Origin of the sequence: Alteribacillus sp. JSM 102045 (assembly GCF_041949975.1) — a bacterium.
Lineage (GTDB): Bacteria > Bacillota > Bacilli > Bacillales > Marinococcaceae > Alteribacillus.
Genome location: NZ_JBHFQG010000011.1, coordinates 41,795 through 66,541, shown reverse-complemented (window position 1 = coordinate 66,541; position 24,747 = coordinate 41,795). Strand labels below are relative to the sequence as shown.

Below are 24,747 nucleotides of genomic sequence, written 5' to 3'. Positions count from 1 at the left end.
CTCTCCTTACATCTAACTGAATTTTTTAATAAACACTACTTTAAGATAGTTGCCCTCTGGGTATTCTTCGATTGATGGAAAATCTTTTGGTAAATCGTGTTCTTCTAACAATTTATACTTCTTTCCTGCCTCCTTAAAAGCCTGCTTAATAAACGATTTAAATTTGTCCATGCCAAAGCCGCTGTGATTTGTCGAAGCTACTATAATACCGTCATCTTCCGTTAGCTGGACGGCTTTTTTTACGAGGTCTTTATAATCCTTGGCTGCACTGAATGTGCGTTTTTTCGAACGAGCAAAGCTTGGAGGATCTAAAATTACCATGTCAAAGGTTAATCCTTTTTTATAAGCATAGTTAAAATATTTAAATACGTCCATTACTTTTATTTTATGAGCTTCATAATCTATATTGTTTACGCTGAATTGTTCTCTCGTTTTTGGAAGACTACGATTCGCTAAATCTACACTGGTTGTATTTTCGGCCCCCCCAAGAGCAGCAAAGACGGAAAAAGCACCTGTATAAGAAAAGGTGTTAAGAACTCTTCTTCCTTTTGCATACTGGTCCCGAATCGCTTGTCTTACATTTCTTTGATCTAAAAAAATACCGGTCATAGGACCTTCATTTAAATGAACAGCTACATTAACTCCGTTTTCCTTCACTGTTATTGGAAATTCTCCTCTTTCCCCAGTAACAAAGTCGTCGTCTTCAACGTACTTTCCAGCTGTATTAAACCTTTTTTTCTGATAAATTCCTCTAAAAGTGCTCACTTTCTGCAAAGAGCGGAGGATGAAATCCTTAAACGTGAAAATACCTAGGCTGTACCACGTAATCACGTAATAGCCGTCATAATTATCAATTGTTAATCCGCCGATTCCGTCACCTTCTCCATTAAATAAACGAAAAGCGGTAGTTTCATCATCCTGAAAAAAAGAGCGGCGCTTATTAAAAGCTGTGCTTATTTTATTATCAAAAAATTTTTGATCTATTGATTCGTTTTCATTTTGAGTAAGTATCCAGCCATACCCTTTATTTTGCCTGCCATAATACCCTTTACCCAGGAAACGATCGTATTCGTCTGTCAGCCTCAAAAGGGTTCCTTCTTCTTTTAACACCTCAACATTTGAAATTGCTTCTTTCCATAATAGCGGATATCCCTTTTTATATTTGTTTAAAAATTTATTTTTCAATTTTAGTGTTATTTCTTTTGTCATCTTTTTCACCCTATCGCAAGCCTTGTATTAATATATTGTCTTTTCGTACTTTACATGATTGGGGATGATAGTGTCTATTCAAGAATAAATGAATTTCAAAACGTATAATAGGGGGAGCGTGCCTAACGCAGCAGTTGTAGTAAAAAAAACAACTGTAGAAGCAAACTGTACGTCTCCTCCATATTTTTTCGCATATAAAGAAATGGCATGCCGGTAATAAGCACAGCTACACACTCATTAGAGGGTAAGATATAGGAAAAACCACATAACAGGTACAAGTAATAATGGAATAATAATGAGCTTTAGGGCAGTCCCTTGCCAAATGAGTCTATTTTTCATATAAAACAAAATTCCTTTACCAGTGACATTTTTAAGTAAACTTCCAAGAAGAATCATCGATAAAGGCACAGTCATTTTACCTATACTTTCTAATAAACTTGACACAGGCTGAGGCCAGCTTAATGGCGTGAAAAATATCATGAGCCCTGTTATAACAGTTATGATACCTGGATTAATAAACACCTTCTTCCATTCAATCGTTTTCTTGGACTGGACAAACAGATAAATACCATACGTCCAAATTAAGCAATATTAAAGATGGTTGCGTACACAATCTCGATTTCATTGAATAATAAATAAGCGACAGCATAGCCAAGGAAACCCTGGTTCCCAAATATAATGAGTCCTTCTAAAACATTATCCTGTCCAGTAGATAAGGCAGAACGATCTCTCATCAGTCTGCCGATTACACAAGCAAGAAACAAAATATATACAGATAAACAAAACAATATAACCATGTCCACTGCCATGGCTTTAGAAAAAGATATATCCATAGAAAATAATATTAACGACAGCAGTGTGATAAATAAAACTAATAGTGTAATGGTGTGGTCCGCATGGCTGTTTAAGACAGCCTTCTTTCTTGCCAGATAACCGATAACAACCATGCCATACAGGGCTGACATCTCTTGAAGAAACGGCTGTATATCGCAAGTGAAAATTGAGCCATTTCGCAATTTAATTTTGAGCCACCTGTTTGGTACTCGTTTTTATCCATTCTTCTGTTTCTTTCATTCTAAAGGAAGGGCCATTCATGTTTAACACATGCGATTTATGTGTTAGACGATCTGTTAATGCTGCCGTCAAGACTGGATCGTGAAAGATCTCCTGCCATTTTAAAAATGACAGGTTGCTTGTAATAATGGTTGACTTTCTTCCAGCACGTAAGGATAGATGGAAAAATAATAATTCCGCACCTTCTTTATCAAATGATATATAGCCTAATTCATCGATAATCACTAAATCATATTTCTCGAATTTTAATTCAAACGATCGAAGGGTTCTTTCAGATCGATGTTCCTTCAGTTAATTAATTAATGATGGTACTGTCGCAAAGAATACCCTATAGCCAGCTAAACACGCTTCCATACCTAGACCTATGGCAGTATGAGTTTTTCCGGTCCCGGGTGAGCCAGTTAAAATGACATTTTGGCCTTCTTTTATAAAATCTAATGACTTTAAGTATGGTAATTTTTGCTTTGCTTGATCTGGAAAAGCATCTTCTACTAATTCCTCCAACAGCTTTTTCTGTGGGAAATTAGCTGCACGAATTCTATTTTGTTTTGCACGTACGAATCGATCACTTTTTTCCTGTAAAAGCACTTGTAATAACACTTCATACGCCTGGTTGGGATCTTTGAAATCTGCTTCCTCCTGAACCATTGTTCGAATACTTGGTAAACGCAATTCTTTACATATTTCAATAAGTTGTTGTTTTTTATCCATATTTAGTTACTCCTTATCCCATTCGATTAAACATATTCGCATATGCTTTCATGTTGCTTTCAGATTGATGCATTGTTTCATCCCGGTTAAGTATGTTTCCTTCTTTAGGAGTAGTGGATTGTTCACATATGAACAAGATTCTTTCTGTCGTGACATATCCCAACCGAATGGTATTCAATTCTTCAACTGCTCTCATTACACGATCGAAGGTATGATTTTCTTTAATATAGAGGAGTAACTCTATGAATTCTTTCTCTTTTCCTATATAATAATCGTTGTATAATTTTTTAATTTTTGTTGGTGCCTGCTTCAAACATTCACTTTGAGCTACGGCACCTTTTTTCTTTTGGAATGTTTTTAAATAATGGTAAATATTCATTTCCTATTGGTGTAGGCCCCAATTACGCGGATGCTCTGCGACCAGTTCTCCTTCCATGAATAATTTAATGTTCTCGGCACCTACCTTTGCTTTCATATACTTTCCTACGTGTCCTTCTGGGACAGAGTAATGGTTTTGCTTAATAACCACCGTACTATACTTATCCACACGACATTCAACCAACTCTGCTACATCAAATGGAGTTATGACTGCTAGTTTAGATATTGCTTTTTCATTTTTCATCAAGTCCGTATGCTTTACTTTATGCTCGTGATGATTTCGCTCATTTAGCCTCTTTAATGATCTAGAAAGGTGGTCTTCTTTTAAGCTAGAAAAGGAGTATGGCGATGAAAAAGCTTTCCTTCGAATAAACTCAACACTCCGTTCCACATGCCCTTTTTGATTACCTTTCCTAGGCTCACACAGTCGAATTCTAAATTCATAATAGGTTGATAAGTTCATCATGCTATCCGTTATTGCTCTTTCTGTTCCAATGAATGATTTAACGATTGTTCGCATATTGTCATATGTGAACACCGAAGGTATAAAACCAACATGCTCTATAAATTTCGTATGGACATCTAACACACACTTGCGATTCGGATGGATATATTCTTGCGTATCGATAATTACTATGCGCTAACGTAAATACCGCGAGTGAATAACTTCTTATTTTGCCATTTATCTCTAGTTTTACTTCCCCCCAATCAAATTCAACCTCATGCCCAGGCTCGCAATTTCTTCTGATAAACACTTCCTTCGTCTCCTTATTAACAAAATTTCGTACCGTTGTATAACTTATAGAATAACCAGCATCCATTACCTTTTCATGCATATCTATTATTTTCATTTGCTGCTTACTCATATAGTGATTTCTTTTCCACTCATTTTCCTTTATATACTATGTGCAATAGTCACAATAGGTTTAGGTGGGAGGCTCCCGTAAAGGTTCTTGACAAGTTTGCTCAAGAACTACCCTTCATTCATTGAATCCATCACTTTATTGTAAACTTGTTCCTCACAAATGATATACAGATTCGTATCCATGGGCAAGTTTTCATCTAAGTGCTTAATAATATTAAAATTATCTTTATCAGCAATCAAATGAGCACCCTTTTTCTTTAAATCTTCAAAAGCATCCTGATAAGTAACCCAGCTTTCTCTTTTAGGTATATTCCACAAGCTGACATCATATTTTCGACTTAACAGCTTCATAAATAAAGTACTTGACCCTTTAAACATAGCCGATCGTGCCATTAAATCTGATAAAGCTTCACCTGCCAAAACAAATTCATCCACTTCTAAATGCTTAAAATTCTCGATATGATTTTCTTTCATTATTTCTACGAGTGTATATACATTTTGGTTTTTTTGCCTCATGAAACTTTTTATAGAGCTTGTAATTAGTAAAATCATTCCATCCGCAGCCGTTTTATCGATCATCCCGCTAGGAGAAAAAATAAGTACCGCTTTTGCGCACGTGAGGTTCGCCTTTTCATAAGTTTCTATTTCCGTTATATCTCCCTGTATATAAAACAGCCGTGTGGAGGGAGTAAAAGGAGCCTTACGGGTACTATCAATGACAACAATATTCACATCAGGTTTAGAAAGCTGCAGCTCCTTAATTGTATTTTGACTTTTTTCCGTCCACCCCACGATTACGTAATGTTCTTTTCCTTTGTAACTCAATTTTCCCTCCTCCTTTAGCTTTCTGTATATCCCAAAGCTCTCTACTATTTTTCCTATAACGACCCCGATCAGGCCTACACCGAATACATATAAAAATATAGCAAATAATTTCCCCGTAACAGTCTCAGGAACAAGATCACCATACCCTGTTGTTGTCATGGTAGTCATCACCCACCAGAAACCAAGAAAGGGAGTAGTAAACACATCTGGTTCTAAATACGAAATAAATAAAGAACTGAACGTAACAAAGAATATAGTAAAAATAAAAATAGTAAGTTTTCTTGCATTTACTACGTTTTTCATTAGCTCAAATATAAATAACACAGCCCTGCTTCCCCCTTTCGTACCCTATTTTTCCCCATACGTTTTACTGCTATCCTTCTTCCTTAAAAATGGTTTATCACATGGACAGCGATATACGGATGGATCGAACGCAAACATTTATATAAGGAGAGGTCAATCACAAAATACATAAACAAAGGACATCAATTATAAAACATCTCCTTTTTAATTTTTTAAGTACTAGCTTTTTATGGCGAAATATTGATATTTTTGGTGTTTGATTAAAAAAAGAGTACCACTTTTTAATATACCTTTATCATAGATATACTTTACTATTCTTTCTTCTAGGAAAATCTTTCCGAAATCCTTCTAAAAACAATAAACCAAATGGAGAACGAGCATACTAAGAAAAATTCAAGGGGAGGGAGAAAAAATGCTTATTAATGTAATAGCTGGGATGATTATTCCGTGGATTTTTTCTTTCTTTTTATATAAAAAATATCCTAAAGTAATAATTCTGTTGTATCCTTTAGGCATCTCTATTGCCTTTATTTCAAATGACTGGGGGTTTGATATTTTTTGGCTGGTAGCCCTCTTTCATGACAATCCTTCCTTTTCTGCTCTTCCCTTTAATCTAGGATACTTCCCCTTTATCTGCAGCCTTTTCGTCTATCTTAAATTAAAAAAAATAATAAACAAAACAGCTGCTTGTTATTTTCGTTTTAGTTATGACAAGTATAGAATATGTAGCTGTGTTACTTAACAGAGTTCATTATTATGGGGAGTGGAATATATTCTTTACCTCCTCTTATCTATTTAACAGGATTTACGATTACTTCTATATATGTGAATATTTTATTAAAATTCAACGCACTTTGAGACTTAAGAATAAATAGAAATTGTACTTCTACCGAGCAGTGATCCTCAGCTGACCAGCTTCAATTGGTAGTGCAGTTACAGAAAACGCATGATAAGAATCAACCGGAACAGGCTGTTCTTCGATGTGAATGGGGGAAGAATCAAGTTGCAGCTTCATGGTGTCAGCAATGGTTAGCGCTTTAGTAAGAGCATCCTCTAAAGAAAGGTGAAAAGCCTGCTGGTAATAGTATGATTTTTTATCTAATGAAAAATGAACGTTAGATACTCGATTTGCCTTATTCTGGATTGCAATGTCAATAATACCGCCTGTTTCATCCAGGTTATCTATCGTCACGTTAATCATATGAGACACTTGAAATTCTCTAAATTCCTGTTTCCCATCCACATAAATGTTTTCTTCTTTTATCCCTTCTTCTATAAAGAAGCAATAACCTGGTTCATCACGATGGCTGCTAGGCATTAGTCAATTCTCTGCTTTCTGTCACCACCCCAATCTGTACGTTTGCTGTAGTCGGCTCTCTTGAAACATTTCCAATACCTTCGACAGTCATTATTCGTTGAGAAGCAGATCATATTCCCTCCATCGATGACTTATGATACATCTCCATTTATTCCTCCTTTACATTTTTTTCATTCTATACCATTTCATGACACAACAAACTATAATATGATGTTGTTTTTCAATAAAAAACCACTACTCCAAATGTCGGAACAGTGGTTATAGGTATCCCTTAAAATTCTCTAATTACACTCAACAAGCTCCTCCTGGACTTTGGCTGAATGCCTTGATATACATTCAGTAAGCTATCCAGCTCCTGACTGCAAGTTACGGTTCTCTGGTCTGTCAATCCAAAATGATTTGCTTTCCGATGCATTTCTTTTCTCTTCCACGTAATCTTACTCAGTAAAACCCATTTCCTAAAAATCGTTTCCATCTCCTCTATCCTGTTTTAAATATTTATATTAGATTGGTAGATTCTTAGTTGTTTTAACGCACATTGACTATCATACAGCAAAATGATTTAAAATTTTGTAGAAAATTGTTTTTGATGAAAATTTTTTTCGACTTAATTTTTATTAATTAAATTTAGCTGCATGGCAAGCCTCATGGGGAATGTCTTTGTAGGTTTGATTCGTTCACGCCACAACGAAACAAGAGAAGGAAATAAATATCCTTCTCTCTAAAAAGTCCTGCAAGTGCTATAGATTATATATTAATAAAAGAATGGGAAGCCAATATATCTTAAGTGAAAAAATGGAAACCTGAAACGTCTAAATCTTCGAAAACGACGGGGATAACCATAACCATACCACGGACCGTAACCAGGTCCGCCCCAAAACTGGCGTTGATGAGCAAGAGACTGATTTTCCATATCACTGTCCGGCATTAAAAGAGTAACTCCTTCATTATCTACATCTTCAATAATACCTTCGTGCATTTGGCCATCTGATGTTTGAAGCTGAACCATGTATAAAAGGTACTGCTGGCACATCTCATGCATATGATGTGAATTACGATGTTCATTATTTAATGAGTGAATCTCAGGTTGGTCAAATGGCTGCTGGTGAAAGTTGTACATCTTCTTACCTCCTGCAAAAATGCTTTCAACCACACCATATGCAAACACCCAATTTCTGCAACCTTAAGAAGGCAATATTATTGGTTATTTAGAATAAAACCTATTTTTCCAAGCTGCTCCCCTTTTTCCATTCTTTGAAAGGCTTCTTCGTATTGTTCAAGAGGATATACATGATCCATTATTGGTTTAATCTGGTTGCGTTCAATAAATCTCAACATTTCTCTATATTCTTCAGCACTTCCCAATGTAGTTCCGAGCAGATTATATTGGCCGTAAAAGAATTTTCGAATATCAATTTCCACGATATCACCTGCAGAAGCCCCAAAGGTAACAATTGTCCCTCCCAGCCGTACCTGCTTTAAAGACTTTTGAAACGTGGCAGCGCCTACACATTCAATAACAAGATCTGCTTTTTCTTTATTTAATTCCTTGTTCCAGTCTTCGTTACTATCAATTGCCTTTTCTGCTCCCATCTCCATTGCTCTTTTACATTTTTCCTTTGAACGGGACGTTACATAAACCGTTGCTCCAGCCGCTTTCGCAAATTGCAATAAAAAAGTTGCTACTCCGCTTCCGATCCCTGGAATTAGTACAGTCATGCCAGGGCGTAGTCGGCCCCTTGTAAATAATGCCCGATAAGCTGTCAGAGCTGCCAAAGATAATACTCCTGCTTCTTCCCATGATAAATAGTCAGGTTTAACTTCGACATTCTCTGCAGGGATAATTATATACTCAGCAAAAGTCCCGTGCTCTGGATAACCAAGTACGTTAAATCCCTGAGGCGGTGCATCGCTGTTTTCTTCCCACCCTAGGGACGGATTAATCATAACATTATCGCCAATTTTTACTTTCTCTACCCTTTCTCCAGCCGCTTCAATAGTGCCAGCTCCATCAGAACCTAAAATTACTGGAGGTTCTGTTGGTTTATGCCTATCAAGCAGAAATAAATCACGATGGTTTAATCCAGCGGTTTTTAATTTTACTTTCACTTCATTTTCACCTGGAGCTTTTTCTTCCACGCTGCGAAAGTGAAGTCCATTCATACCCGTTTGACTTTCATGCACTACTGCTTTCATAATAACCTCCCTGATATTTTTTTAATCCTTCAGACCATTTGCTTTTCATACATATAACGTTCTGATTTCAAGAGCCGCCGTATTATGTACGATACCTTTACCATGACATTCAATAACATATATCGCAATTCCTGCAAAAAAACCATGTGCAGACATATTCAGCACACGGTTTTTATTTTAATTGGATGAATCTTTCCATTCGTTATGAGAAATCCTATCTTTTAAAGATTGTCTTTTCTCCCAATTTACAGATTCTAAAATAGGTTTCTCTGGATATTTATCCGTATACCCAATGGAAAGGAGCGCAACAGGCTCAATATGCGGCGGTATTTTCAATATATTACGTATATCTTCTTTTTTATAAAAACTAACCCAGCCCAGGGCCAGTCCTTCAGCAAAAGAGGCTAACCACATATTTTGAATAGCGCATGCTGTAGAGAGCATATCCGTTTCGGGGATGGAATTGCGGCCTAACACATGAGCCCCGCCTTTTGTCGGATCACACGTGACGCAAATCGTTAATGGAGCTTCTTTTAATCCTTCAACTTTTAAACGGAGAAACTTTGTCTCTTTTTCTCCTTCATAGTGTATTGCTAAAGCTTTTCTCTCTTTTTCAGCCGCCCATGCTAATCGCTCTTTGACTTCATACGAAGAGACTAGAATAAAATTCCAAGGCTGCATAAATCCAACAGAAGGGGCATGGTGGGCAGCCTCCAATATCCTGTCAATGGCGTCAGATGGGACAGGTTTTGGAAGAAAGCTTCTAACATCTCTTCTATTCAATATCGTTTTGTAAACAGTTTGTTTTTCTTTCTCGTTTAAAAATGTCATTTTTTCACTCCTTAAGGTCCTTACAGCAGCTCTACAGCCATCCACATCCCTAAACTAATGCTATAAATTCCCGTTACAGAACCAAGAATAATATATATTTTTTTCTTAAGAGATGCTTTTATAAAACCCCACGAAAGCAGAAAAGTAATCAGAATAGTCGAGATGAGAAGACCTGATACAAAAAGGGTAAGCTGCAGTAAAGCAGCTGTTAAATTATTAATCCCAGCAGCATTCGTAATAATGGCTAATTGAGTGGGACTCTCCACTCCAATTCCATGAATAATCCCTATGACAAAAGCTCCCACAATACCAGCACCAATGGGGGTTACATTCAAATTAGCATCCTTACTTTTATTAATATACTTTAATGCAAATTCAGACACCATTTTTATTCTGCTTTTATATTCAAAGTCTTTTTTCTGTTGGAAGATGGAATACAGGATCATGCCACCTAAAAGAATAAGCGTAAAACTTACCATCATTTCTATAAACATTTGAGCTTTGGAAGGAAGGTTTGCTCCAAAAATAATTGTTACTAAACCGATAAAAAGTACAATTAATCCATGGCCAAAAGCATACATTACCCCTAATGATACCTGTTTCTTTCGTTTATTCTCTGTTCCAACCATATCTGCAATAGCTGCAACATGGTCACCATCCATTCCGTGTTTCATTCCTATAAAAACGGCTAGAAAGGCAAATGAAATGAACTCCAACAATACTCTCTCCTTATTTATATTATACAATACACAAAATATTTTTTGAGTTAGTAAATACCGTCTACAATCTTTTCCAACGCATCGGGTGCTCGAATCCCTTCCGATGCTTCAGACAGCGGAATTACCGTAAACTGCTCATTTTGCACAGCTTTTAGTTCTTTCATCACCGAATGACTTTTAAGAAATGATATTTTATCTTCAGCGCTTGTGTCTCCGTAATCGATAATTATAATTTCGTCAGGATCTGCTTCGGCGACTTCTTCCCAGCTCACTGTGCCCCAACCTTTTTCCAAATCACCAAAAATATTATCGGCTCTTCCCATTTCAATTATTGTGTTCAAGAAATTCTGCCCCGCTGTGGTAGGGGAGGAATCTCCGCTGTCGTATACAAACACTCGTTTTGTTTCTTCCTGTTTTGGAATGTTATCCTGTATATCTTGTATCTCCGAATGTATTTTTTCTGTTAGTTCTTCAGCCGCTTCTTCTTCTTGAAATATTTCACCTATGTTTTTGATATCTTGAAAAACATCCTGAAGCTGCGGATTTACCATATTTGATGACTCATGGAGATAGGAGTCAATTCCATATTCTTCAAGCCTTTCTCTGCTGCCTGCTGCTTCATCCTGAAATGCGCTTTCCCATCCTCCATAAATAAAGTCGGGTTCTTCTGCAAATATAATTTCTTGAGAAGGATATTGGTCAGAAAGAACCGGTATACTTTCATATGCCGTTTTTAGATCGGGATGAATGGAGTCATCCAAATAAGCAGTACCAACCATCCGATCCTCTAACCCCAAGGCCAGCATTATTTCTGTTACATGCTGATTGAGTGAAATGGCACGATCCGGCGGCTCCTCCAGGATAATTTCTTTCTCCCCATTTAATACTTTTATCTCTTCATTATCGCTTGCTGTTGGTTTTTCCCCTTCCGCCTGACAGGATGCCAAGATAAACAATGTAAGTAAAAATCCAGCTTTTCTCAATAATTCCCCTCCTAGACTACATAATTACTTCTACGCAGCAGCCATATAAAAAATGGTCCCCCGCAAATAGCTGTCACTATACCAACGGGAAGCTCTTCTGGTGCCACGGCTAAACGGGCGGTAATATCTGCGAATACCATAAATACTGCACCGAGCATTGCACTTACCGGCAGCAGCACACGATGATTTGCGCCAACAATCATGCGTGCCATATGAGGTATCATCAAACCAACGAAACCAATCGCACCGCTGAACGCCACCAATACTCCAGTAATCAAAGCTGTAATGATTATGATCAGCGTTTTAAACGTTTCTATTGTTAATCCTAATGACTGCGCCGTTTCGTCACCTGTTACAAGTACATTTAACGATCGAAAGGAGTAATGCAGACAGAAGTAGCCGAAAACTACAATTCCTACTGGCATCCATACATGATTAAAATTGGCACCTGCTAAGCTGCCAAGCATCCAGTAAAGCGCCGTTTGAATCCCTTCTTCCCGCGGATTCATCATAACGAGAAAGCTCGTTAAAGCGCTCAGCATCATCGAAACAGCTACTCCAGACAACAAAAGTCTTGAAACAGACAATCGAAAACGACTTTGAGCTAAAACATAAACGGTTATAACCGTAAGAAGAGCTCCTAAAAAGGCAGCAGCAGAAACAGCGTACGTTCCAAAAAAGGAAAAGGCTCCAGCTAATATAACGAGCGTCGCTCCAACCGAAGCTCCGGAAGATACACCTAATATGTAAGGGTCGGCGAGCGGATTTTTCACAAGAGCCTGAATAGCTACACCAACTATTGCAAGCCCTGCTCCTACAGTTAGAGCTAATATAGTTCTAGGAACACGTAAACTCCAGATAATATGATCATACGCTGACATATCAGCTGAACCATATCCCTGTGCTGCCCTCCATAACACATCAAGCACATCTCTTGCCGGAATGGAAGCCGAACCTAGCATCAATGATGAAATAATAGAAAGTAGCAATAACGCTATCAATCCTGCAAATAAAAAAGGTTTGGATAATTTATTTTTATTTTTATACTTCATCGTTCACAAAAGCAGACAGAGCAGAAACGCTCCCTGCTTCTCCTGTAAACCAGTTTATATTATCGCGAAGACGTACCACTTCTCCCACAATAATAATAGCTGGGTTGCTGAGTTTTGCTTTGTTTACTTCGAAGGGAAGAGACTTTAGAGAAGCTGTCACCGTGCGCTGTCTGCTTGTTGTTCCCCATTCCACTGCTGCAGCAGGAGTATCGGCTGATTTTCCTCCCTCTATTAACCGGAAAGAAATCGTTTCAAGCTGATTCATGCCCATGTAAAATACGAGCGTGTCTATTCCTAATGCAAGAGCACTCCATTGCTCTGTTTCTCTTTCGTTAGGTAAATGGCCGGTCACCATGGCTAATGTGCCGCCAAAAGCACGATGAGTCACTGGAATACCGGCATAAGCTGGTACTGCTATACCCGAACTGATGCCGGGAATGACTTCAAAAGGAATATTTAAAGATGCCAAATAAACTGCCTCTTCTCCTCCACGCCCATATACAAAAGGATCTCCTCCTTTTAAACGGGTGACTACTTTTCCTTCTAAAGCTTTTTCACTTAGTACAGTATTGATTTGCTCTTGGCGCAGTGTATGGTTTTTTGGCAGTTTGCCGCAATAAATCAGCTCCGCTTCTGGTTTAACCTCTTTCAAAGTTTCCTGGTTTACTAGTCTGTCATACACCACAACATCAGCTGCACGAAGGGTTTCTACTGCTTTTATGGTAAGCAGCTTAGGATCGCCAGGTCCAGCTCCTGTTAAATAAACGTATCCTCTGCTCATTTCACTTCCTCCTGAGCCTCTTTCCATTCTGCTGCACACTCGACAAAACGTTTAGTAATGGAAGGATTAGACCCAAAGTGAATGTGCGTATATCCTGCTGTAATGTTGTTTTGAATGAAACCTTCCTGGGCGGATTTTCTCAGTGCTTTAATGCGGTAAGCATCCTCCCACTTACCCTGGGGGGTTGATACCGAATAATGAAATTCATGTCCTTTAGCTGTATCTCCAGCTTTTAAAATGGTCGTGTTTTTTAAAGCAGTAACCTCCCTGTACCCTAACGATGCTAGCTTATTTTTCATTTCAACAATCGCGGGAATCATGCCCAGCATGGGATGTTTGTTTCCATCTGTTGTAATAAGTTCTTCTGACAAATACATGTATCCCCCGCACTCCGCATAGATTGGCAGGCCCTCGTTACCAGCATTTCGAATCGATTCTTTGACACCTTCGCGGGAAGCCAGCTGTTTGGCAAACTCTTCAGGAAAACCACCGCCAATATAGAGTGCATGACTGTTTTCAGGCAATGGTTCTCCGGCTAATGGGCTGAAGTATAATAGATCCGCCCCGTTAGCTTCCAACAGCTCCAGGTTTTCTGGGTAATAAAAGTTAAACGCTGCATCATACGCAACTGCAATGTTTGCTTTTTTATCCGCTTTTTCTTGCTGGATTGGACAAGTCGATAACTCTGGTGCCAAGCCTGCAATTTCCTGTATTTTGTTTAAATCAACCTGTGTTTCCACTATTTTTCCAAGTTGTTCAAAAAAGTGATCCAGTTCTCCGCGCTCAATTGCAGGGATCAGTCCAAGGTGACGCTCTGGAATTGCGGGCACATCTCCCTTTTTTAAATAGCCTACCACTGGAATACCGCATTCTTTTTCAATTGCTTTTTGACAAAGCCTGGCGTGCCCCTCACTTCCTGCTTGATTGACAATAACACCGCCAATATTTACTTCCGGTGATAACAGCTGAAATCCCTTTACAATAGCCGCAGCGCTGCGGGCCATAGCTCCAATGTTGACAACTAAAATAACGGGAGCTTGCAGCAATTTACTAATTTCGGCGGTGCTTCCCATATCAGATTCCGGACTTTTACCGTCATACATTCCCATGACTCCTTCAATCACCGAAATGTCTGCGTCCTTGCTGCCCTGTTGAAAAACACTCTTCATCATTTCTTTTTCTAGCATCCAGCTGTCTAGGTTTCGTGAAGGTCTATTTGTAACAGCAGTATGATAGCTTGGATCAATGTAATCCGGTCCGCACTTAAACCCTTGAACACATAGTCCCAGCTTTTTTAACGCTGCCATTAACCCAATAGAAATGGTTGTCTTCCCCGCACCGCTTCCTGTGCCGGCAATCACAATTCTTGGTTTCACGTTGGTTTGTCTCCCTTCTAGTCAAATTGTTCCTGAACAGCTACTGAAATCGTTACATTTCCAGACTTTTCTTTTTCTAGCAGCAGGGTTTCATTACCAGATGAGAGCACTGCTGCAGGCTCACTAACGCCATAGGCTCCTGTATACTTATATACGACATCAGAAGGATTCTGCATAGGCGCTGTATTTAATATTTCTGGAGAATAATAATCAAAAAACCAGTTATTTTTTTCACATACGTCTAAAAGTCCTTCTTCATCTTTTTTTAAATCAATCGTAATCACTTTTTTAATAGACGATTTACTTAGCTGCAGTTTTCGAAGAGTCCTTGTAATAACTTCTTCTATCTCAGCGGCCTCTGTTCCACGGTTACAGCCGATCCCTATATGTATCACTTTCGGGCGGTAAATAACATGTGTGTCTGGCAGTTTTGCTTTGTCCTTTTCAGAAAGCTCTCTATGAGTGATAACAAGAGCTGCGTTTCCTGTTTCATTCTCAGCTTCATTGATAGAAGGTATAACCTTCATTTGAGAAGGAAGCGGTTTAGAGGATGGCCACCAATTTTTTTCACCTGCTTCCTGTACAATCAAAAGAGGTTCTTCATTTACAACAGCTGCACTTGCCGGAGTAACATGGGTAAAATCCTCAATCGTCCATCCAAACGTCTGGCCGAATATATCAACTGGTATCGTCCCCTGCACATCTGAGGCTGTTGTAATGACTGGCTCGGCATGAAGCTGAGAAGCTAATTGCCTGGTTAAACTATTAGCTCCCCCCAAGTGACCGGAAAGAACACTAATCACAAAATCTCCTTTATCATCAATAACAACTACAGCGGGGTCGATTTTTTTATCTTTTAAAAGCGGGCTGATCATCCGGACAACAGCCCCAAGAGATATAATCATCACAATCCCGTCATACTTTTCGAACCAAGCTAGCAGCTGTTTGCGGACGGAACCTTCAAAAAGAGTAATCCCCTTCTCTTCTTCATCACCCTTTTCAAACTTACTCATGTAGTACACATCCACTTGAGGTGAACCTTTTTGAATCCGGCGAGCTAGTTCAGTGCCATGCTTCGTTATAGCAGCAACAGCTATTTTATTCATGGGCGCTTACACCCTTTCGGTATCCATGGGTAAATGTTTTATCATATAATTTTGATTCATAGGAGCCGTGTTGAATAAGATTTTTATCTGCAGCCTTACTAATAATTACCATTGCTTGTTTTGTAATTCCGTTTGCACGCATATCTTCGTGAAGATTTCCAAGCGTGGTGCGTACGACTTTTTCATCAGGCCAGCTTGCTTTGTACACAACAACGGCAGCATCTTCTGGTGTCCATCCGGCCTCTAGAAACTCACGAACTACTTTTTTTATCAAGGTGGCACTTAAAAATAAAGCAATGCTGCATTGGTGGGCGGCAAGGTCGACAAGCTTCTCTTTATCCGGCATTGGCGTACGTCCTTCCGCTCTTGTTAAGATAACGGTTTGTGTTAATTCCGGTACGGTCAGCTCCAAACCAGCACTTGCTGCAGCGGCAAAAGCTGAGCTCACCCCTGGAACGATTTCAACTTCTACTCCTTCTTCAGCAAGCTTTTTCATTTGTTCTAATATAGCTCCGTAAACAGTTGGATCTCCTGTATGAACCCTTGCAACTTTTTTCCCGCTCTTTGCAGCCTCTACCATCACCTGCACGATTTCTTCTAAAGCCATTCCTGCACTTTTTTGTACAACTGCTTCCTGTTTTATGTTCTGGAATAATTTGGGGTTAACGAGAGAGTCGGTGTAGAGAATAAGATCTGCTTCTTCAATGAGACGTTTCCCTTTCAAGGTAACAAGCTCGGGATCTCCGGGCCCTGCTCCGATGATATAAACCAATGGGCTCATGTCAGCACCTCTTTCTTTTCTTTTCGAACCATCATAAGCGTTAAATATTCGAGTTCTGCTGTTTTTAGTTCCTCTACATTTTTCCAAATCCATTCTTCTTTTGAAGTAACTTTGGTAGCGACAGCAGCTGAGTCACTCAGTCCTAGTTCTTCTAGTAAACTGATCATCATTGGTAGAACCTTAGCCACTTTAATAAATACGATGCCATCGTGCTGAAGGAGAGCTTGCTTCATTTTCTCGCGGTCTTCCGTTGCCGGGACAACAGCTGTCCATTCATCTCCATCAGCCAGCGGCACCATAAGATTGGAAGAAATTGCGGTAATCGATGAAATACCGGGAATAGAAGTGATTTCAACTTCAGGATAGTTTGTTTTCACCGTTTTCCATAAATGAATAAACGTACTGTACAGCATCGGGTCTCCCTCTGTGATAAATGCCACATCTTTTCCTATCTTTACATGTTCAAACAACGTTGCAGCAATATGGTTCCATTCTCTTTCTAATATTTCTTTATCTTTTGTCATTGGAAAGACGAGGCCGATTTTTTCTTTAATAATATGTTCGTAAGGTTCAATAATTTGGTATGCATAGCTTTTCGCACCTTTTCGTTTGCGCGGATACGCTACCACATCTGCTTCTTTTAAGGCGCGGTATGCTTTGATCGTCAGCAGTTCCGGATCTCCAGGGCCAACTCCGGTGCCTATAATTTTTCCGTATTGGCTCATTTTTTCATCTCCTTTTGTTTAGCTGTAATGATATAAACCGGATTCATTCCTTCAAATCTTGTCATATGTAAAATAGGTTTACTGCGTGCCAGGTGAGCCATTGATATTTCCACCTCAAAACCAAGCCTTTTAAAAATATCCTGTGCTTCATATAACGTTTCAATCGTAGCTGCGTTCAGCACTATTCTCCCGTCCGGCTGCAGCTTTTCTGCACATAAGGTCAGCAGCTCGTTCATGCTGCCGCCTGTTCCTCCTAAAAATACTGCATCAGGAGCAGGCCAAGACTCCAGGTACTCAGGAGCTTTTCCATGATAAAAATGAATATCTGCACGGAAGGCGGCAGCATTTTCTTTCGCATACTCGATGTCTGCTTCATTTTTTTCAATCGCGTAAATTTTCCCATTTGTACTTATATGTGCTGCTTCAATTGCAACAGACCCTGTGCATGTTCCTATATCCCACACCGTGCTGTCGTTTTTTAAATTTAAAGCGGCAAGGCTTAATACCCTGACTTCTTTTTTGGTGATCAACCCTTTATTAGGCTTTCGCTGTTTGAATAGATCATCTGAAAAACCAAAAGAAGGCTTTGGCTTTGGCTTCTCTGCTTTTAAAATCACCACATTTAGAGGTTCTGCGTTGTAATGTGCTGCTTCTTCGAGGGAAAACCACTGCACTTTTTCTTTTTCTCCACCAAGATGTTCGGCAATACACATCTTGTATTCGCTCATTTCAAATGTCAGCAGGTATCGGGCAATCGCTGCTGGATTATTTTCATTATCTGTTAACAAGCAAACTTTTTTCTTACCCGCTAATTTTTGGGCCATTCCTTTTAGTGCTCGGCCGTGAACACTAAGAAATTCTGCATCCTGCCAGCTTTCTCGTATCCTTGCAAATGCAAGCTGAAGAGAGCTTAAGGCAGGATATATTGTTACATCCGAAAGCTTTTTGGATAAATAAGAGCCTATACCATAAAAAAGAGGGTCGCCGGAAGCAAGAACAACAGTGTCTTTTCTATCGTTTTCCCAGCTTTCAATTTTCTTTTTTAACCCACCTTCTAGTACTACTTTTTCTCCGTTAAAATCTGGAAAAAAAGAAAGCTGGCGGTGACCGCCTGCTAAACGCTCACAACTATGAATCCAATCATGATAGAGCGGCACAAGACCTTCCTTCCCTTCTTCTCCTACACCAATCACCTTTATTGTCATGCCTCTTTCCCTTCTTTCTCTTCATCCGGTCCTTCATATACAACTCGAGCCAGCAAATCATTTTTCATGGTCATTAAAATAACCTCAACTTCTATGCCTCCGTTTACATGCTCATAACCCGACTTGGCTGCACGTTCGCACAAAAGGTAAAAAAAGTCGTCATATCCTGCTTCTTTCATAACATTGCCAGCTTCTGTTGCTGTATTGGCATTTTCCACCTCTTGTTGTAAATTCTCATCGGCCCCTGCTTCTGCCGCAAGCTCTTTTAGAAAACCAAAGTCGACCGGGGCGCTTTTGGAATGCACCATCATTATTCCCTGGGCCACTTTTGAAAATTTCCCCATCATTCCGACTAGGGTTGCCCGTTTTCGCTTTTTTGCTTTGCACTGTTTTAAGCTGAAACCAACAAAGTCTCCCATTTCGACAAACGCTTCCTCTTTGAATTGAGGAAATAACGTAATCGCATATTTTTCACTGCGGCCGCCGGTGGAAAGAACAATATGGTCGCAATTGCTCTCAGAAGCTACGCTCACAGCTTGAGCAATGCTTGCTTTAAAAGCAGCAGTAGAAAAAGGGACGACTGTTCCGCGCGTGCCAAGAATGGAGATACCTCCTATAATGCCAAGTCTTCCATTCATTGTTTGTTCAGCAATGGTTTCGCCTTCAGGCACGGAAATAATGATCTCTGCTCCTGTGTGTTTGGTCTCTCCCAGTACTTCTTTAGCCATTTCTGTCATCATTTTTCTTGGCACTGGGTTTATCGCGGCTTCTCCCACGGGGACAGGCAGGCCGGTTTTTGTCACCCGCCCTACTCCTTTTCCGCCATCAATGACTAACTCATCACTCCACTTTACTTCTGCTGTAATTTCAGCCAGATGGGTAGCATCAGGGTCGTCGCCGGCATCTTTAATAATGCTTGCTTTCGCTGATTCCGTATCGTATTCGATATCCTTCATATGAAAGGCCACACGCTCTCCAATCGGAAGCGTAATTTCTACTTGCATGATTTTTGCTTGAGAAGCCAGGCTAAGCATTGCAGCTTTAGCTGCAGCTGTAGCATTGGCTCCTGTCGTATACCCGTGACGTAAGTCTTTCGGATCTTTTTTAGGTGCTGATTTTTTCTTCATGAGCCACCTGTTCTTCAGCGATACGGATAAGAGCATTAACAGCAGCGACGGTTACTGGACTGCCGCCCTTTCTCCCCAAATTTGTAATATGGGGAATATCCAATTTAGCAAGCTCTTCTTTTGACTCTTGCGCTGATACAAAACCAACCGGCATTCCAATGACAAGCCCCGGCTTTGCTTCTCCGTTTTTCACAAGACGAATCAGCTCTAAGAGAGCAGTTGGGGCATTTCCAATGGCAAACACGGCGCCGTCCGCTTGCTTGATTGCTTTTCTAGTGGAGACAATTGCTCTGGTCGTATTTAAACGCTTCGCTTCTTCTATTACATCCGGGTCCGATATATATACGTTTACATCTCCCCCGAACTTTTTCAACTTCGGTTTACTGATCCCTGCTTGAATCATCTGAACATCTGCTACAATGCCTTTCCCCGCACGAATCGCGGCAACGCCTGCTCGTACGGCATCAGGGTGGAACTGTACGCTTCTGCCTAATTCAAAATCAGCCGAAGCATGAATAATTCTCTGCACGACGGGATACTGCTCGGCAGTAAAAGAATGCTCTCCAATTTCCTCTGTAATGATTTCAAAGCTTTTTCCTTCAATTTCTGTCGGCTGCACCGTTAAAGGTTTAAATTCTGTAGAAAAATCCATCTACTGTTCCTCCTCGCATATTATAATAAGCCCTCTTTGAAGAGCTTATTTTCTTTTTCCTTAAGGCTGTTTTCACATACTTTGTTGTTGAATACAGCCACAGTTGAAATACACTTCGCTTTCCGCGGGCAACGCTTCAGCCTCCTCGGAATCCGGCCAGTTTACGGCAGAGGATACTTCTCTGACGCGTCAAGGTAACCAGTACTTACGGTATTATTTAGTTGAAGCCGCCAACTCTGTACGTAGGAAAGTACCGGAATACCAGGCATATTACGTGAAAAAATTCGGAGAAGTACCAAAACATCAACACAAATGAGCTCTCGTTCTAACTGCAAGAAAACTAGTGCGTCTGGTGGATGCGCTACTACGCAATCACCAACTATTTTCGCTAGAGAGGGGCGTGAATATATGACGTGAAGCCGTCATAGCATAACCTCTCGTGCCTTCCAGTAATTTACAAATTAATACTGGTCTAGTTTCTTGCGCTCTTTTTTCGCAAAAATGACCTTTGACATCTTCATTTCTCATTAATCTTTTATTGACGTATCACCGCAGGTCTTTATTAGTAAATCTTGTAGATAATGAAGTACTTCCTGGGAATGGTCTGTTACTTTTTCATAAGCCACATCAGGCCGTTTAATTAAAATCACTTCTAAACCGAGCTCTAATGCTGCTGTTACTTTTTCATCGAAAGAACCCTGTTTCCCGCTTTCTTTGGTAACGACTGTATCCACACCAAACTGCTTATACAGAGCTTGATTTAGTTCTTTAGAAAAGGGACCTTGCATAGCCACAATATCCTGCTGAGCGATCCCGAGGTTTTTACATTTTTCCATGTTTTCAGCACGCGGCAGCATTCTGCAGATCATTCTTACCCGTTCATCATTTACAAGTTTGTTCGCAAAAACAGGTAGCGTTTTGCTTCCCGTCGTCAGGAAAATAGTCCCACCTTTTTCTCTAGCTTTCATTGCAGCTTCTTCATAAGAATCAACTTTTTGTACTTTTTCATCGTAAGTATTGATGGAGCTTCTCTCGTAACGAATATATGGGATGCCTGCTTCTTTGGCAGCTTGAATCGCGTGACGGGAAGCTTCTTCTGCAAACGGATGGGAAGCATCAACGACCACGTTTGCCATGTTTTCTTGTAAAACAGCAGCCATTTGCTCTGCTGTTAATCGGCCGACCCTTGCTGAAATACCGCTGCTCTCCAGCTTTACCGCTGCTTCTTCAGTGACTACCGATGCTAACAGGGAATGGCCGTCCTGTTTTATCTTCTCAGCCAGTTCTTTTGCATCACTTGTACCTGCAAGCATAAAAATCATGACTGCTCTCCTTTCAGAGCATGCATTGCTTCTCCACTGTTTTCATCTTGTGATCCATGATGGTGATGAGCATGATCGTGGTCATGATGATGATCTATTCCCATATGTTCTACAGCAAACAACCGGTATTGGCACATATCACAATTTAACTGGGCTTTTCCTTGAAGAGCTTCTTCGGCTCTTTCCTTTAAGATTATTTTTAATCGAGTATGAAAACCAATTGGTTTGGTTATAGAAAAATCTAAATCAGGATATTCGGTTTCAAAGTTAGATAGTTTTTCATCCATTCGATCTACTAAAATACCGCTGAAGAAAAAATATGGAACCATTATTATTTTCTTTACTCCAAGCCGAAAAAGCCGGTTTACTCCCTCTTCTACTGTTGGTTTGGTGACGCCAATATATGAGATGTCCACTAACTGATGCTGTAATCTCTCAGAGAGGAGCCGGGAAAGTTTGAACAATTCACTATTGGCATCTGCATCACTGCTGCCTCTTCCAACGAGCAGTACTGCAGTATCCTCATCTCCTTCCTCTGTTAGACCGGCTTCTTCTGCTAACTTCTCTTGCAAAATATTAACCATTTCCGGATGAACTCCAATAGGTCGTCCGTATGTAAAACGAACGGCTGGATACTTTTCTTTCGCTTCATCGATTGCATGAGGAATATGAATCTTTGAATGCCCTGCTGGGAAAAACATAATAGGAACTAAGGCAACATTATCAGCTCCCCTTTTTACACAAGCATCAATTCCGTCTGATATAGTAGGTGCCGCAAATTCCAGAAAGCCTGTTTCGATGAAAGGAACATTCATGTTTTCTTTTATTTTTTCAACAAACGATAATATATTTTCGTTTCCTTCGTGCTTACGGCTACCGTGACCAATAAAAAGTACAGCGTTCATTAGCTTCCTCCCTCTATTCGCATGGATTATTCACCTTTACGGGCTCTGGTCTTTCAACATATTGGAACCCTTGAATGTTTTGAATACGTTTAAAAAACTTGTGAAAGCGTTCATTTGGCATCCCTTTTTCCCTGTATTCCTCCACCACGTTTACCATTGTCGGTACCAACTGCTCAGGAGGAAGGCCTTCCGCAACCGGCTGGCCTGTATGGGCATTTCTGCCGGTGGTTTTTGCTCCTAAAAACAAATCAAATGCTCCTTTGCGGTAGATAATGCCGATATCATCAGTTACGGCACCATAACAAGCCATTCCACATCCGTTAAACCCTATGTTCATAACCTTGGGAACTTTTAACCCGCCTAATTTTTCTTGTAATTCTTCTGCATAGGGAATGCCGTCTTTTTTCTCTCCATCACAGAAGTCACACGCCTTCACATGAATGACGTCTCCGACCGGGGAAATAAGCCATCCTTCTTGTTCGAGCTTTTTCGTAATCGTTTGAGGCTCGTCCGTTTCTAGAGATACCTGTAAATAATGGCTGGTGGTATAGGAAACTTCGCCCTTCTCTCCAATGACATCAGCTAAAAATGCGAGCTGCTTGGCATTTACTTTTTTGTTCCAAACTCCCGGTGAAACTGCAAATTCAAAAATGGCCGTTTGCTTAAACACTTCAGCATCTATTACTGGCTTTTCAGGTGATTTACCAGAGACCGCCGATAATGCTTCTTCCGCTAACTCTGCTGCATCGATTTTTTTTTGAGGTTTTTCCGATGATGAAGTCTTATCCTCTTTTCCACCATGCATAGCCCAAGGTTCGGCTTCACGCTTAAGACGCTGAGCAGGTTTTAACTCCTGTTTTTCCTCCCCTAATGTGTATTTTCGTTGATATCCGCGCGGGGTAATCATTTTTCCATCATAATAAAAGGTGGAATTATTGCCGATAATGACGGTAGTTAACATCCCAATTTCATATTCAAGCATATGTTCAAGGTCTGTCATGACAATATGCTGTCTTTCCCGAAAGGCACTTTTCACCAGGCCTACTGGAGTTTTGGGATCACGATGTTCTAATAGGATACGCTGCGTTTCTTCTATTTGCCTTGTTCGTTTGCCGCTTTTTGGATTGTAAAGAGAAATAACAAAATCCGCTTTTGCTGCAGCTTCTACTCTTTTCATAATAAGTTCCCAAGGGGTTAAATGGTCACTAAGACTGATCGTACATGCATCGTGCATAACAGGAGCACCCAGAAGGGAAGCACATGAATTTATTGCTGAAACTCCGGGTATAATTTCTACCGATATTCCCTCGTCTTCTTTCCAGCCTTTTTCTATTAATACTTCATATACCAGACCGGCCATTCCATACAAACCAGCGTCTCCACTTGAAATGACTGATACTTTCTTACCGTTTTCTGCCTGTTTAACAGCTTCCTGGGCTCGGCTCACTTCTTCGGTCATCCCCGTGCGCACCAGCTCTTTTCCTTGTATCAAGTGACGTACCAAATCCATATACGTTTTGTATCCAATGACACTATCTGAGTCTATAATTGCTTCTTTTGCCCGGTGAGTCATATGGGCTTCGTCTCCAGGGCCGAAGCCGACAACAAAGATCTTTCCGATTGCCATAGTTATCACCCTTTTCTTTATAGAATAAAAATAAAGCATCTTTAACATTCAAAGAGAATGTTAAAGATGCTTAGATTAAGGTTTCCAACCTCATGTACTAGAGCAGTGAAGACCCACGCACTTTAACACCTCCCTATCCCCCGTAGGTTGAACGGTGTTGATGAAAAAGGCAGGTCTCCTGGCTTCTGGTTTTCCATCTGCTTTACCTTCCCCCTGGTTTATGAGTCCAGGAGTGGTATTAAAAAAAGCAAATAACCCAGTTACAGTGGCGGGACCGCGCCGGTTTTTCACCGGTCTTCCCTTTTAAGAAAACAGTTCATCGGCTGTTTTCACCTTTTCCCTTTTATGCAATTTTTATTGAAGTATGTATAGTATTGTATACGCAATACGTTAGATTAAATTTAAATAATTGTCAATCTATTTTTGCGATGAATAAGCTGTTTCCTTTAATGTCATTTCAAAATATCTTTCTTTTACTTTTAAATTGGTAAATTTATAGTAAAGATCGTTCCATGCCCGATTTTACTTTGAACCGTAATTTTCCCGTTATGCTGCTCAACAATTTTAGAAGTCAGCATCAATCCCAGCCCAATCCCTTTTTCCTTATTGGAATATGCTGGTTCTCCCGAAGTTGACAAATAATCTTCAGAAATCCCAATTCCTTGATCAATCACTT

The 24,747-nt window shown here is 39.9% G+C and carries 25 protein-coding genes, 3 pseudogenes and 1 riboswitch; of the genes and pseudogenes, 2 read left to right on the top strand and 26 right to left on the bottom strand.

Features of this window, described 5'->3' with window-relative positions; all coding sequences use genetic code 11:
• Window positions 1-12: 12 nt before the first annotated feature.
• The 6 genes and pseudogenes from ACE1TI_RS09730 to ACE1TI_RS09705 all read right to left on the bottom strand — a co-directional run bounded on the left by ACE1TI_RS09730 (window position 13) and on the right by ACE1TI_RS09705 (window position 5,386).
• Window positions 13-1,209 (bottom strand): class I SAM-dependent rRNA methyltransferase, encoded by a 1,197-nt coding sequence (locus ACE1TI_RS09730; RefSeq protein WP_375007384.1) that lies wholly within the window; start codon window positions 1,207-1,209, stop codon window positions 13-15.
• A gap of 237 nt (window positions 1,210-1,446) precedes the next feature.
• Window positions 1,447-1,689 carry a hypothetical protein gene (locus ACE1TI_RS09725; protein WP_375007428.1) on the bottom strand — a complete coding sequence of 81 codons (243 nt, stop codon included), beginning with the start codon at window positions 1,687-1,689 and terminating at the stop codon, window positions 1,447-1,449.
• A 101-nt stretch (window positions 1,690-1,790) separates the two neighbouring features.
• Complete coding sequence (locus ACE1TI_RS09720; RefSeq protein ID WP_375007383.1) at window positions 1,791-2,225, bottom strand: AEC family transporter; 435 nt, start codon at window positions 2,223-2,225, stop codon at window positions 1,791-1,793.
• 1 nt (window position 2,226) lies between these two features.
• Window positions 2,227-2,994, bottom strand: a pseudogene (gene istB / locus ACE1TI_RS09715) (IS21-like element helper ATPase IstB).
• Window positions 2,995-3,007: 13 nt separating this feature from the next.
• Window positions 3,008-4,274: pseudogene (locus tag ACE1TI_RS09710) on the bottom strand (IS21/IS408/IS1162 family transposase); the annotation flags it as partial.
• Between the two features lie 71 nt (window positions 4,275-4,345).
• Complete coding sequence (locus ACE1TI_RS09705; protein WP_375007382.1) at window positions 4,346-5,386, bottom strand: ion channel; 1,041 nt, start codon at window positions 5,384-5,386, stop codon at window positions 4,346-4,348.
• A 391-nt stretch (window positions 5,387-5,777) separates the two neighbouring features.
• On the opposite strand from ACE1TI_RS09705, the gene ACE1TI_RS09700 reads away from it, so the two are divergent.
• A complete protein-coding gene (locus tag ACE1TI_RS09700) occupies window positions 5,778-6,107 on the top strand; it encodes a hypothetical protein (protein WP_375007381.1) in 330 nt (109 codons plus the stop codon).
• Between the two features lie 144 nt (window positions 6,108-6,251).
• Here the strand turns inward: ACE1TI_RS09700 and ACE1TI_RS09695 are convergent, their stop codons facing one another.
• The 16 genes from ACE1TI_RS09695 to ACE1TI_RS09620 all read right to left on the bottom strand — a co-directional run bounded on the left by ACE1TI_RS09695 (window position 6,252) and on the right by ACE1TI_RS09620 (window position 20,217).
• The gene (locus tag ACE1TI_RS09695; protein ID WP_375007380.1) at window positions 6,252-6,683 is read right to left on the bottom strand and encodes an SIMPL domain-containing protein; all 432 of its coding nucleotides are present in this window, start codon (window positions 6,681-6,683) and stop codon (window positions 6,252-6,254) included.
• Window positions 6,684-6,954: 271 nt separating this feature from the next.
• Window positions 6,955-7,158 (bottom strand): Spo0E family sporulation regulatory protein-aspartic acid phosphatase, encoded by a 204-nt coding sequence (locus ACE1TI_RS09690; protein ID WP_375007379.1) that lies wholly within the window; start codon window positions 7,156-7,158, stop codon window positions 6,955-6,957.
• 279 nt (window positions 7,159-7,437) lie between these two features.
• Window positions 7,438-7,803, bottom strand: coding sequence for a hypothetical protein (locus ACE1TI_RS09685; protein WP_375007378.1), 366 nt, complete (start codon window positions 7,801-7,803; stop codon window positions 7,438-7,440).
• Window positions 7,804-7,880: 77 nt separating this feature from the next.
• On the bottom strand, window positions 7,881-8,879 hold the full coding sequence (locus ACE1TI_RS09680) for a zinc-binding dehydrogenase (protein ID WP_375007377.1): 999 nt from the start codon (window positions 8,877-8,879) through the stop codon (window positions 7,881-7,883).
• 177 nt (window positions 8,880-9,056) lie between these two features.
• Window positions 9,057-9,710: a 5,6-dimethylbenzimidazole synthase gene (gene bluB, locus ACE1TI_RS09675; RefSeq protein WP_375007376.1), complete on the bottom strand. Its 654-nt coding sequence runs from the start codon at window positions 9,708-9,710 to the stop codon at window positions 9,057-9,059.
• Between the two features lie 20 nt (window positions 9,711-9,730).
• Window positions 9,731-10,429, bottom strand: a complete 699-nt coding sequence (locus ACE1TI_RS09670; RefSeq protein WP_375007375.1) for a High-affinity nickel-transporter — start codon at window positions 10,427-10,429, stop codon at window positions 9,731-9,733.
• Window positions 10,430-10,476: 47 nt separating this feature from the next.
• Window positions 10,477-11,412 (bottom strand): ABC transporter substrate-binding protein, encoded by a 936-nt coding sequence (locus ACE1TI_RS09665; RefSeq protein WP_375007374.1) that lies wholly within the window; start codon window positions 11,410-11,412, stop codon window positions 10,477-10,479.
• An 11-nt stretch (window positions 11,413-11,423) separates the two neighbouring features.
• On the bottom strand, window positions 11,424-12,401 hold the full coding sequence (locus ACE1TI_RS09660) for a FecCD family ABC transporter permease (RefSeq protein WP_375007373.1): 978 nt from the start codon (window positions 12,399-12,401) through the stop codon (window positions 11,424-11,426).
• A gap of 52 nt (window positions 12,402-12,453) precedes the next feature.
• Window positions 12,454-13,245 carry a uroporphyrinogen-III C-methyltransferase gene (gene cobA, locus ACE1TI_RS09655; protein WP_375007372.1) on the bottom strand — a complete coding sequence of 264 codons (792 nt, stop codon included), beginning with the start codon at window positions 13,243-13,245 and terminating at the stop codon, window positions 12,454-12,456.
• Entirely contained in the window at window positions 13,242-14,621 is a 1,380-nt protein-coding gene (locus tag ACE1TI_RS09650) for a cobyrinic acid a,c-diamide synthase CobB (protein WP_375007371.1), read from the bottom strand. Before ACE1TI_RS09650 ends, cobA begins: the two co-directional genes overlap by 4 nt.
• Window positions 14,622-14,638: 17 nt before the next feature.
• Entirely contained in the window at window positions 14,639-15,727 is a 1,089-nt protein-coding gene (locus ACE1TI_RS09645; RefSeq protein WP_375007370.1) for a cobalt-precorrin 5A hydrolase, read from the bottom strand.
• A complete protein-coding gene (cobM, locus tag ACE1TI_RS09640) occupies window positions 15,720-16,508 on the bottom strand; it encodes a precorrin-4 C(11)-methyltransferase (protein ID WP_375007369.1) in 789 nt (262 codons plus the stop codon). Before cobM ends, ACE1TI_RS09645 begins: the two co-directional genes overlap by 8 nt.
• Window positions 16,505-17,233 (bottom strand): precorrin-2 C(20)-methyltransferase, encoded by a 729-nt coding sequence (cobI, locus tag ACE1TI_RS09635; protein WP_375007368.1) that lies wholly within the window; start codon window positions 17,231-17,233, stop codon window positions 16,505-16,507. Before cobI ends, cobM begins: the two co-directional genes overlap by 4 nt.
• On the bottom strand, window positions 17,230-18,438 hold the full coding sequence (gene cbiE / locus ACE1TI_RS09630; protein WP_375007367.1) for a precorrin-6y C5,15-methyltransferase (decarboxylating) subunit CbiE: 1,209 nt from the start codon (window positions 18,436-18,438) through the stop codon (window positions 17,230-17,232). Before cbiE ends, cobI begins: the two co-directional genes overlap by 4 nt.
• Window positions 18,435-19,565, bottom strand: coding sequence for a cobalt-precorrin-5B (C(1))-methyltransferase (locus ACE1TI_RS09625; RefSeq protein ID WP_375007366.1), 1,131 nt, complete (start codon window positions 19,563-19,565; stop codon window positions 18,435-18,437). The genes cbiE and ACE1TI_RS09625 overlap by 4 nt, the downstream gene beginning before the upstream one ends.
• Window positions 19,543-20,217 carry a precorrin-8X methylmutase gene (locus ACE1TI_RS09620; protein WP_375007365.1) on the bottom strand — a complete coding sequence of 225 codons (675 nt, stop codon included), beginning with the start codon at window positions 20,215-20,217 and terminating at the stop codon, window positions 19,543-19,545. Before ACE1TI_RS09620 ends, ACE1TI_RS09625 begins: the two co-directional genes overlap by 23 nt.
• A gap of 124 nt (window positions 20,218-20,341) precedes the next feature.
• Here ACE1TI_RS09620 and ACE1TI_RS09615 point away from each other — a divergent pair.
• A pseudogene (locus ACE1TI_RS09615) lies at window positions 20,342-20,629 on the top strand (transposase); the annotation flags it as partial.
• Between the two features lie 115 nt (window positions 20,630-20,744).
• Here ACE1TI_RS09615 and cobK read toward each other — a convergent pair.
• From cobK to ACE1TI_RS09595, 4 genes are all read right to left on the bottom strand, one after another.
• Window positions 20,745-21,539, bottom strand: coding sequence for a precorrin-6A reductase (gene cobK, locus ACE1TI_RS09610; RefSeq protein ID WP_375007364.1), 795 nt, complete (start codon window positions 21,537-21,539; stop codon window positions 20,745-20,747).
• A complete protein-coding gene (locus tag ACE1TI_RS09605) occupies window positions 21,536-22,444 on the bottom strand; it encodes a sirohydrochlorin chelatase (protein ID WP_375007363.1) in 909 nt (302 codons plus the stop codon). The genes cobK and ACE1TI_RS09605 overlap by 4 nt, the downstream gene beginning before the upstream one ends.
• 13 nt (window positions 22,445-22,457) lie before the next feature.
• Window positions 22,458-24,071: a precorrin-3B C(17)-methyltransferase gene (gene cobJ / locus ACE1TI_RS09600; RefSeq protein ID WP_375007362.1), complete on the bottom strand. Its 1,614-nt coding sequence runs from the start codon at window positions 24,069-24,071 to the stop codon at window positions 22,458-22,460.
• A 151-nt stretch (window positions 24,072-24,222) separates the two neighbouring features.
• Window positions 24,223-24,423: riboswitch (cobalamin riboswitch) on the bottom strand.
• A 127-nt stretch (window positions 24,424-24,550) separates the two neighbouring features.
• Window positions 24,551-24,745, bottom strand: a complete 195-nt coding sequence (locus tag ACE1TI_RS09595) for an ATP-binding protein (protein ID WP_375007361.1) — start codon at window positions 24,743-24,745, stop codon at window positions 24,551-24,553.
• Between the last annotated feature and the right edge of the window lie 2 nt (window positions 24,746-24,747).